Annotated in this window: 7 protein-coding genes and 1 pseudogene; 5 read left to right on the top strand and 3 right to left on the bottom strand. The window is 60.2% G+C overall.

Annotated elements, in window-relative coordinates; all coding sequences use genetic code 11:
- Positions 1–197 precede the first annotated feature (197 nt).
- Positions 198–1,262, top strand: coding sequence for a hypothetical protein (locus AB4043_RS17160; protein WP_442303174.1), 1,065 nt, complete (start codon positions 198–200; stop codon positions 1,260–1,262).
- Between the two features lie 536 nt (positions 1,263–1,798).
- Here AB4043_RS17160 and AB4043_RS17155 read toward each other — a convergent pair.
- Positions 1,799–4,247 (bottom strand): annotated as a pseudogene (locus AB4043_RS17155) (vitamin B12 dependent-methionine synthase activation domain-containing protein).
- A gap of 2 nt (positions 4,248–4,249) precedes the next feature.
- On the bottom strand, positions 4,250–5,368 hold the full coding sequence (locus tag AB4043_RS17150; RefSeq protein WP_442303176.1) for a homocysteine S-methyltransferase family protein: 1,119 nt from the start codon (positions 5,366–5,368) through the stop codon (positions 4,250–4,252).
- A gap of 391 nt (positions 5,369–5,759) precedes the next feature.
- On the opposite strand from AB4043_RS17150, the gene AB4043_RS17145 reads away from it, so the two are divergent.
- On the top strand, positions 5,760–6,230 hold the full coding sequence (locus AB4043_RS17145; protein ID WP_442303177.1) for a cupin domain-containing protein: 471 nt from the start codon (positions 5,760–5,762) through the stop codon (positions 6,228–6,230).
- Position 6,231: 1 nt separating this feature from the next.
- On the opposite strand, the gene AB4043_RS17140 is transcribed toward AB4043_RS17145, so the two are convergent.
- Positions 6,232–6,546 (bottom strand): hypothetical protein, encoded by a 315-nt coding sequence (locus tag AB4043_RS17140; protein ID WP_442307611.1) that lies wholly within the window; start codon positions 6,544–6,546, stop codon positions 6,232–6,234.
- Positions 6,547–6,653: 107 nt separating this feature from the next.
- On the opposite strand from AB4043_RS17140, the gene AB4043_RS17135 reads away from it, so the two are divergent.
- The 3 genes from AB4043_RS17135 (at position 6,654) to AB4043_RS17125 (ending at position 9,192) form a co-directional block, all read left to right on the top strand.
- On the top strand, positions 6,654–7,874 hold the full coding sequence (locus AB4043_RS17135; protein ID WP_442303178.1) for a helix-turn-helix domain-containing protein: 1,221 nt from the start codon (positions 6,654–6,656) through the stop codon (positions 7,872–7,874).
- 39 nt (positions 7,875–7,913) lie between these two features.
- Positions 7,914–8,552: a Vgb family protein gene (locus AB4043_RS17130; RefSeq protein ID WP_442303179.1), complete on the top strand. Its 639-nt coding sequence runs from the start codon at positions 7,914–7,916 to the stop codon at positions 8,550–8,552.
- 199 nt (positions 8,553–8,751) lie between these two features.
- Complete coding sequence (locus tag AB4043_RS17125; RefSeq protein ID WP_442303180.1) at positions 8,752–9,192, top strand: REP-associated tyrosine transposase; 441 nt, start codon at positions 8,752–8,754, stop codon at positions 9,190–9,192.
- Positions 9,193–9,432 lie beyond the last annotated feature (240 nt).

Here is a 9,432-nt window from a genome sequence, read left to right as displayed (position 1 = left end):
GGCCAATCCACCTCACCAACGCTCAGCGGCGATAAAAAATTCATCAGAGGGCTCTCTTAGGGAGAAATAACCTAGTTTTTCCGCAACCTGTGAAGCCCACCGCTCCCACCCGCTTCATGAAACGCCTCAATTTCCAATTTGAAAATTGGAAATCTCCACCGTGATAGCTTGAAAACAGCGAAGGAGAATCTCAACGCTTGCCGTCGACCCCATCCGTATTCGCAACGTCGCAGACAGCTCTTCGCCGCCCCTCCTTCGATCCCGCCGGAGCTGTTACCGGAGTCGGCAGCCTGCCGCTCACTTCGCTTCCTGAAGCCCTGGAATCGGTGATTAGCTTCTCGCCGCAGGTACCCTTCTGGCCGCAGCTTCCGCAGCGCTCGGAACGTGAGGCTGCTATCGGGCAGGGCTTCGACTGTATCCGCCACCTGGTCGAGCCACGCACCGACGGTTATGGCTATGAGGTGAAGGAAGGCAGCATCGATGCCGTTATCGACGTTCTGCACAACGGCGACGGTTATCTCACCGAAGACAACGCCGCCGGCTTCTTCGCTTTGGAAGAGGCGCTAGAGTCGGGGCTCTTTCCCCAGGCCATCGCGGTTAAAGGACAGATCGAAGGTCCCATCACGCTGGCAGCCTTTCTCTTCTACAAAGGCCGGCCGTTTCTCTCTGATCCCGTGCTGTTCTCGTCGGTAGCCTTCCACGTCTCACAACTCATCTGCTGGCAGGCGAATCGGCTTCGTGCAACAAACCTCCCCGTGCTGTTGTTCGTCGATGAGCCGGGCCTGTGTCTCGAGATCCCCGGACTCCCCGAAGAGCATCGCCTCAGCGCTCTGGCGGCAATCCTCGACGATGCCCGCACGCGTGGCGTCTACGCCGGTCTGCACTGCTGCGCATCGCAACCCTTCGATCGTATGTTCCGCGTCAGGCCTGACATCCTCTCCTTCGATGCGCATGAAGGGCTGGAGTCATTCTTCAGTCATCCACAGGCGATGGACTTCGTGAATCAGGGAGGCACGGTCGCCTACGGCCTGGTGCCGACGAAGCGGCATCTCGACGCCATGGATGCTGCACAGATCTTTCTCCGCTGGCTTGAGTGCGCATCTCGCGTCGGCGATCCGCAGAAGCTTGCGCAACGGGCGATGATTACGGCGACCTGCGGGCTTGGTCTCCTGGAGCCTGAGTCAGTGCCGCAGTCCTTCACTGTTTCCCACGGAGTCAGCAAGCTGGTACGAAGCCTCGCGGGGTTGCCGGACGAGGGATAGGTTTAGCCCATACTCTGGGTGCCCCATCCATCGCCACTCACCCCGACGAACGAAGTTTCGTCGGGGACCCCGATACGCGATGGGTGGGACATTCGAGCGAAGCTCGAATCGTCTTTTTTGTTTTGTCTTCGTCCCGTAGTGCGGATTAGATCTTCGCTGGACACATGCCCTCAGCGGCTAAAGCCGCACTGCTTTTTGCTCCGATACGGCATGGCTAAAGCCATGCCCTTAAGCGAGACATCGCGCTGCGCGCGAACGGATGTAGCGGATGGTGTTTTGCTGTATTGTTCTGTTGCGCGCACCGCAACGATTTCGCACCGAGGGTGCGAATGCCTTGCTTAAGGGCACGGCTTTAGCCGTGCCGTATCAGCGCGAGAAGAAACGCGGCTTTAGCCGCTGAGGTACATATCTGGGTTCCAACGAGTATCGCGTATACCGGCGACCTCATTTTCGTTTGTCATTTCGCAGCGACCAAAGGGAGCGGAGAAATCTGCTTCTCTACCAATACCTTCTCTTCTCGCTACATCAAACGCCGACTATCTCTCAGGATCGTAGTTCAGATTCGGCCCCAACCACCGCTCGACTTCACTCAACGTCATGCCCTTACGCTCGCTGTAATCCTGCGCCTGATCGCGATCGATCTTCCCGACACTGAAATACCGCGACTCCGGATGTCCGAAGTAAATTCCGCTGATGCTCGACCCCGGCCACATCGCGTACGACTCCGTGATCATAATGCCGGTCTTCGCCTGCACATCCATCAGCTTCCAGATGGTGCCCTTCTCCGTATGGTCAGGGCTCGCGGGATACCCAGGCGCCGGGCGAATGCCGCGATACTCTTCCTGGATCATCTCTTCGTTGGTGAGATTCTCCTCGCAGCCATAGCCCCACTCCTCGCGCACACGCTTGTGCAGGCATTCGGCAAAGGCCTCGGCCAGACGATCGGCCAGAGCCTCCGCCATGATGGCGCTGTAATCATCATGATCCGCCTTGAAGCGGTCGCAGAGCTCGCGCAAACCAATGCCGCTGGTGACGGCAAAGGCGCCGACGTGATCCGGCAGCCCCGTCTCCTTCGGTGCGACAAAGTCTGACAGGCAGCGGCACGGCTCCTTGCCTTCGCGATTCACCTGCTGACGAAGGAAGTAGAAGCGGTCCAGCACCGTGGAGCGTGTCTCATCGGCGTACAGCTCAACATCATCACCGACAGCGTTGGCAGGGAACAGGCCATACACCRCGCGCGCCGTAATCAGCTTGCCGTCAATGATCTTGTCCAGCAGGGCATTGCCCTCGGTGAAGATCTGCCTGGCTTGAGCGCCCTGCTTCTCATCATCCAGAATGCGGGGATAGATCCCCTTCAGACCCCACGCATGGAAGAACGGCGACCAGTCGATAAACTTGCGCAGTTCTTCGAGCGGGAAGTTATCCAACATGCGAACGCCGGTAAATGCAGGCTGCGAGATATCCTCCGCACGCCACTCAATCGGTGTACGACGCGCACGCGCGGCTTCGATCGGCACAGCCTTCAGCTTCGGTGCAGCGTGAGCCTTACGCACGCCCTCATACTCCGCGCGATGCTGATCGATGAAGCTCTGCCGGCCCTCTTCGCTCAGCAGGCTGGTGGTTACCGGCACAGCGCGGCTTGCGTCCAGAACGTGCACCACCGGCTCGCTGTAGTGCGGAGCGATCTTGATCGCTGTATGCGCGCGGCTGGTTGTTGCGCCGCCGATCAGCAGCGGAATCTTGAAGTTCTGCCGCTCCATCTCGCGGGCGACATGCACCATCTCATCGAGCGACGGAGTAATCAGGCCGCTCAGACCGATGATGTCGGCGCGGATCTCCTTGGCGCGCTCGAGGATCTTTTCGGCAGGCACCATCACGCCCATGTCGATGACCTCGTAGTTGTTGCAGGCCAGCACCACGCCGACGATGTTCTTGCCGATATCGTGTACGTCGCCTTTGACAGTGGCCAGTACAATCTTGCCCTGCGTCTTTACCTCGATACCGGCAGCGGCCATCGCTTCTTTCTCGGCTTCCATGAAGGGCGTCAGATACGCGACAGCCTTCTTCATCACGCGGGCCGACTTCACCACCTGCGGCAGAAACATCTTGCCGGCCCCGAACAGATCGCCCACGATGCCCATGCCCGCCATCAGCGGACCCTCAATCACCAGCAGCGGACGGCCCAGCTTTGCGCGCGCCTCTTCCGTATCGCCGGCGATATAAGTGTCGATGCCTTTCACCAGAGCATGCGACCTTGTTGTTGCCGCGGAAGCTGAACGAGATGTTGGAGACGCCGCCGCTCACCTTCGCATGCGGCAGGTTCTGCTTGATCCAGCGGGTCGCGTTGATGAAGTCGACCGCGTAGTTGTTGTGCTCCTCCATGCCGGTCGCAACCGTCAGGATGTTGGGATCGAAGATGATGTCTTCAGGCGCGAAGCCAACCTCGTTCACCAGAATGCGATACGCACGCTCGCAGATGCGGATCTTGTCTTCGTAAGTCGCCGCCTGGCCCTGTTCATCAAAGGCCATCACAACCACGGCGGCACCGTAGCGCTGCACCGTCGCGGCATTCTTGCGGAACTTCTCCTCACCCTCTTTCAGCGAGATGGAGTTCACGATGCCCTTGCCCTGCAGGCACTTCAGGCCGGCAACGATGACCTCCCACTTGGAGGAGTCGACCATGAACGGAACCTTGGCGACCTCGGGTTCGCTGGCCAGTAACAGCAGAAAGCGGGACATGGCGGCGACGCCGTCAATCATGCCCTCGTCCATGCAGATATCGATGACGTTGGCGCCGTTCTCCACCTGCTGGCGAGCGACACTGACGGCCTCTTCGTATTTGCCCTCTTTGATCAGCTTGGCAAACTTCGGCGAGCCGGCGACGTTGGTGCGCTCGCCGATCATGATGAAGACGCCGGGCTGCTGGGTGAAGGGCTGCGATCCTGAGAGGCGAAGAGGTTTTGATTCTGTCGTGTCGATACTCATCCTCAGGCTCCCACGGCCTCGGTTTCATGTTCCTGGTGATGCGGCTCCAGGCTGCGCGGTTCCAGGTGTGCCAGAGCTTTGGCGATGGCTGCGATGTGCTCCGGTGTGTTGCCGCAGCATCCGCCGGCGATATTGATCAGTCCACCCCTGGCGAAGTCGCCAAGATATCGGCCCATATCGGCGGGTTCGAGATCGAAGCCCGTGGGCGAAAGCGGATTCGGCAGACCTGCGTTCGGATACGCCGAGATAGCCACGTCAGCCTTGCCGGAAAGCTCTTCCAGGAACGGATACATCAGATCCGGGCCAAGCGAGCAGTTCAGGCCCACCGACAACGGCTTCACATGCTTGACCGCATTCCAGAAGGCCTCAACCGTCTGTGCGGAGATCATCGTCTCACCGCCCCGGCCAACCGCGGCAGAGATCATGATGGGCAGCTTCTTGCCGTCCTCCTCAAATACTTCCTGAATGGCGACTAGTGCCGCCTTAGCATTCAGTGAGTCGAAGATGGTCTCCACCAGCAGCAGATCGACTCCGCCGGCAATCAGGGCGCGCACCTCTTCCGCGTACGCCTTCTTCACCTGGTCGAAGGTCACGACGCGGAAGCCGGGATCATCCGCATCCGGCGAGTTTGAAAGCGAGACGGTCAGCGGACCGATGGCTCCGGCAACAAAGCGCTGCCGGCCGGTGTCATTGCCGACCCGGTCGGCCCACTCACGGCACTGCCGCGCCGACTGCTCATTGATCTCCCACGCAAGCGCGCTCAGCGAAGCGTCGTCGATGATCTTCTGGTAGAACTCCGGGTCCTTGCGGCCGCCGTGCTCACGCGGATCGTCGACAAAGAACTCGCTCTGGGCAATGCTGGTGGCGCCAAAGGTGTTGGTCTCAATGATGTCGGCGCCGGCTTCGAGGAAGCGGCGATGAATATCGCCGATCATCTCCGGCTGTGTCAGCGAGAACAGATCACCGTTGTTCAGCAGGTCTTTGGTGGCATTCTTGAAGCGCTCCCCACGGATATCGGCTTCCTTCATCCCGTAGGTGCGAATGGTGGTGCCCATCGCTCCATCGATGATGGCGATCCGATTTTCCAGAATCTTCTGAAGAGGATGCTGTGGATTGGTCATAGCTTCCGAATGCCCCCATATCCTGACCCAGGGATACAGCCCGCTGATTAATACCCAACATTACGTCGGGCTTTAGCCCTGGGCCTTTCTGTCCATCACAGCAAAAGGCCCAGGGCTAAAGCCCAATTCTTTACAAGCCCACATCGGCGGGCTGAAGCCCGCCGCTCCCACCCAGTTCCCGGTCCCCGCGAATCGTCTTTTTGTTTGTCATTTCGTAGCGAAGCGGAGAAATCCGCTTTTCTACCCCTATCTCTTCGGTAGAGAAGCAGATTTCTCCGCTCCCTTCGGTCGCTGCGAAATGACAAAACAAGAGGGAGTGCCGGCGCCCCAATCAACCCAACCCCAATCCTCCTGATCTAGGATGGTCTCGTCACAAAAAAGGAGCACGACAATGAAGCTTGAGATTCGCAGCATTGCGGCGGCCGTCCTGCTGACCGCAGTCTCTTCCTTGGCGCAGAACAAGGCCCCAGAGGCCGCCCCCACCGCCGTTGGTGTCGAGAAGACCTCTATCCTCGGTCCCACGGTGTTCAAGTTCGACCAGTTGCCGGTCACGAAGAACGCCACCGGCGAGGTCCGCTCCGTGGTCAAGCAGCCGACAGCCACCGTCGATCAACTGGAGATGCACATCACCACGCTGAACCCCGGCCAGACCTCACACCCCGCGCATCGTCACGTGAACGAAGAGCTCATCATCATGGACAGCGGCGAGTGCGAGACGCTCTCAGACGGCAAGTGGATCAAGGTGACCAAGGGCGACATCATCTTCAACGCCTCGAACAGCCTCCACCAGTTCCGCAACGTCGGTAAGACTCCAGCACAGTACCACGTCATCAACTGGTCGCCGAATAAGGACCAGAAGTAGATCAGGACACAACTCTGCGTGGCTGCCGCCAGAAGCGTACGGCCAGCAGAGTCAGTGAAGCAGCAAACAGCAGCTCCAACACCGGCTTGGCTTGCGTAGCGATCGACATCGCCGCGCCGGCTCCCATCCATACCGCAAGATACGCGGCTATGCATAACGGACACTTCGGTAGTAGCACCAACAACACACCAGAACCTGCGGATGCGCCTGCGCCTTTCCACCACCGCCGCAACATGCCGTGTTGTGAAACCGCACGGCAGCAAGCCATGGTCTGGTGCGGCGCTTGAGCGTTGTTGGTTCTCCGTAAGCAATTCATCCTTCACCTCACATCCGACTAACCACCACACTGGGTGCCCCATGCCATGAGATAGATTTACCGCAGGGCAAACGCGGGGTGGGAGTGACAACTGTGGCGGGATTCCGATGGACTCATTGATCACAGCCGCAGCCCGTGCCCTCGCCGCCGGCGACCCCCTCGGAGCCCTGAAACGCATCGCCCTCCGCGACGACCCACCGGCCCTCGCCCTCCGCGGCATCGCCATGGCTCAGCTCGGTGACCTCGCCCGGGCAAAGCTGTTGCTACGCAACGCCGCCCGCTCCTTCGGTCCCAGGGAAGCCGTCGCCCGCGCCCGCTGCCTGGTCGCCGAGACCGAGATCGCGCTGGCCTCGCGTGACCTGGGTTGGTCTGCAAGGACGCTCGATGCGGCAAGAGCCGTGCTGGAAGAACACGGCGACCAACTCAACGCCGCCCACGCACGCTACCTCGAAGTCCGCCGGCTGTTGCTGATCGGCCGCCTCGACAACGCCGAGGAGCTGCTCTCCACACTCGACCCCGCACCTCTCCCGCCCACCCTGCGGACCGTGCATGAACTGGCCGCCGCAGGCATCGCCCTCCGCCGCTTGCAGACCAGGCCGGCCCGCGCCGCACTCACCCGCGCGGAACAGGCAGCTCGCCAGGCACGCATTCCCATGTTGCTCGCGGAAGTAGAAAACGCCTGGAGCGCTCTGAAGACACCCGCCGCACGCCGCATCGCCGGCGGCGAGGAATGTCCATTACTGCTGGAAGAGGTCGAGGCTCTGTTCGCCTCAAAGACCGTAGTCGTAGACGCCTGCCGTTATGCTGTGCGCAGCGGCAGCACGGTCATCTCGCTGACCAGCCGGCCAGTGCTCTTCGCGCTCGCACAGGCTCTCGGAGAAGCCTGGCCCGGCGATGTCTCACGCGATGTGTTGCTGGCACGAGCCTTCGGCACCAGGTGGGTGGACGAATCGCTCCGCGGCCGCCTGCGCGTGGAGATCGGCAGGTTGCGCCGCATGCTCCGCCCTGTCGCCGGCATCCATGCAACCAAGAAGGGCTTTGCCTTCTCCCTTCCACACCCGCGCGAGGTCGTGGTGTTGGCAAGGCCGGTCGAAGAAGAACATGCCGCGGTGTTAGCCTTTTTGGCGGACGGGGAATCGTGGTCCAGCTCGGCGCTGGCGCTTGCCATGGGAACCAGTCAACGCACCGTGCAGCGCGCGCTGGACTCATTGGCGGCATCGGGCAAGACACAGTGGTTCGGACACGGCCGCGCCCGCCGCTGGATGACGCCGCCACTGCCGGGATTCACGACCACGTTGTTACTCCCATCCCCTCTGCCAGGTGACTAGTATCAAGGCAACTAGTATCTAGCTGACGAGGATTGCCCCATGAACCGAAGCAAAGCAGAGATCGTCCGCGAGTACGGCCCATTCCCGGGCGTTGACCAGGTCCACGGAGTGACCTTCGACGGCAGCAACATCTGGTTCGCCGCCGGCGGCAGCATCAATGCCCTCGATCCAATAAGCGGAGAGACGGTTCGCACCCTCGACGTCGCCGGACACGCCGGGACCGCCTTCGACGGCAAGCATCTCTTCCAGATCGCCGAAGACCGCATCCACAAGATCGACCCCGCCACCGGCACGGTGCTCGCAACCATTCCCGCCCCCGGTGGCGGTGGAGACTCAGGCATGGCCTGGGCCGAGGGCTCACTCTGGGTAGGGCAATACCGCAGCCGCAAGATCCACCAGGTCGACCCCGAGACCGGCAAGGTGCTCCGCGTCATCGAATCCAACCGCTTCGTCACCGGCGTGACGTGGGTCGATGGCGAGTTATGGCACGGCACCTGGGAGGGCGACGAAAGCAACCTGCGCCACATCGACCCAAAGACGGGAGAAGTGCTGGAACAGATCGAGATGCCCCAGGGCACAGGCGTCTCCGGCCTTGAGTCCTACGGCAGCGACCAGTTCTACTGCGGCGGCGGCGGCAGCGGCGTCATCCGCGCCGTGCGCAGGAAGGCGAAGAAGTAGTTGGTGAGTTTGGGCACTCAATCTCCAGATGATCCTCTACATCGACTCAACCAGCCGTTGCGCGGAGCGCGACCATTTCGCACCGCAGGGGCGAATGCCTTGCTTAAGGGCACGGCTTCAGCCGTGCCGTACCGGGTGCCGCAAGACACGCGGCTTTAGCCGCTGAGGGCAATCGTCAACGTCAAATACAATTCACGTTATGGCGATCCCGACACGTACCGCGAGACCCGGGACGTACTTCGTCACATCCCTAGTAGCTAATCGACGTAGGGTCTTTCAAGTTACGCACAATGCCGAGTTGCTTCTTGAAACCTTGGACCATTACCGTGAGAACTACCTTCTACACGCGTACGTCGTGATGCCCGACCATATTCATCTGCTGCTGACTCCGACGCAGATTACGCTCGAACGAACAATGCAACTGATCAAGGGAGGGTTCTCTCATCGCTTCCATGCATCGCAACCTGTATGGCAGCGAGGATTTACGGACCATCGGATTCGGGATGCAGAGGGCTATGCGATGCGCCTCGAATACATTGCACAGAATCCTGTGCGAGCTAGACTGTGTGCAACTGCGGAGGAGTATCCGTATTCTTCCGTCAATCCAACGATTCGGTTGGACGAGTACCTCAGCGGCTAAAGCCGCGCTCTCATTCAGGGCTACGGCACGGCTGAAGCCGTGCCCTTAAGCAACGCATTCGCACCTGCGGTGCGAAATGGTTGCGCGTTGCGCAACGGCTGGTTGAGTCGATGTAGAGGATCATCTGGAGATTGAGCACCGCGGTCTAAAGCTTCAAACAAGTTGCAACGTCAGAACGTTGAGAATAATTCTCGAGAGTCGTTTCTCCGTTCGCGCGAACGCGCGAATGTTTTGCTTAAG

The organism is Terriglobus sp. YAF25 (assembly GCF_052113305.1).
GTDB lineage: Bacteria > Acidobacteriota > Terriglobia > Terriglobales > Acidobacteriaceae > Terriglobus.
This window is presented reverse-complemented; position numbering and strand designations above follow the sequence as displayed.

Coding starts and splice junctions, on each gene's coding strand:
- AB4043_RS17140 (WP_442307611.1), bottom strand. CDS start 6,546: ATGAATTGCTTACGGAGAACCAACAACGCTCAAGCGCCGCACCAGACC.
- AB4043_RS17125 (WP_442303180.1), top strand. CDS start 8,752: ATGGCGATCCCGACACGTACCGCGAGACCCGGGACGTACTTCGTCACA.
- AB4043_RS17135 (WP_442303178.1), top strand. CDS start 6,654: ATGGACTCATTGATCACAGCCGCAGCCCGTGCCCTCGCCGCCGGCGAC.
- AB4043_RS17130 (WP_442303179.1), top strand. CDS start 7,914: ATGAACCGAAGCAAAGCAGAGATCGTCCGCGAGTACGGCCCATTCCCG.
- AB4043_RS17150 (WP_442303176.1), bottom strand. CDS start 5,368: ATGACCAATCCACAGCATCCTCTTCAGAAGATTCTGGAAAATCGGATC.
- AB4043_RS17145 (WP_442303177.1), top strand. CDS start 5,760: ATGAAGCTTGAGATTCGCAGCATTGCGGCGGCCGTCCTGCTGACCGCA.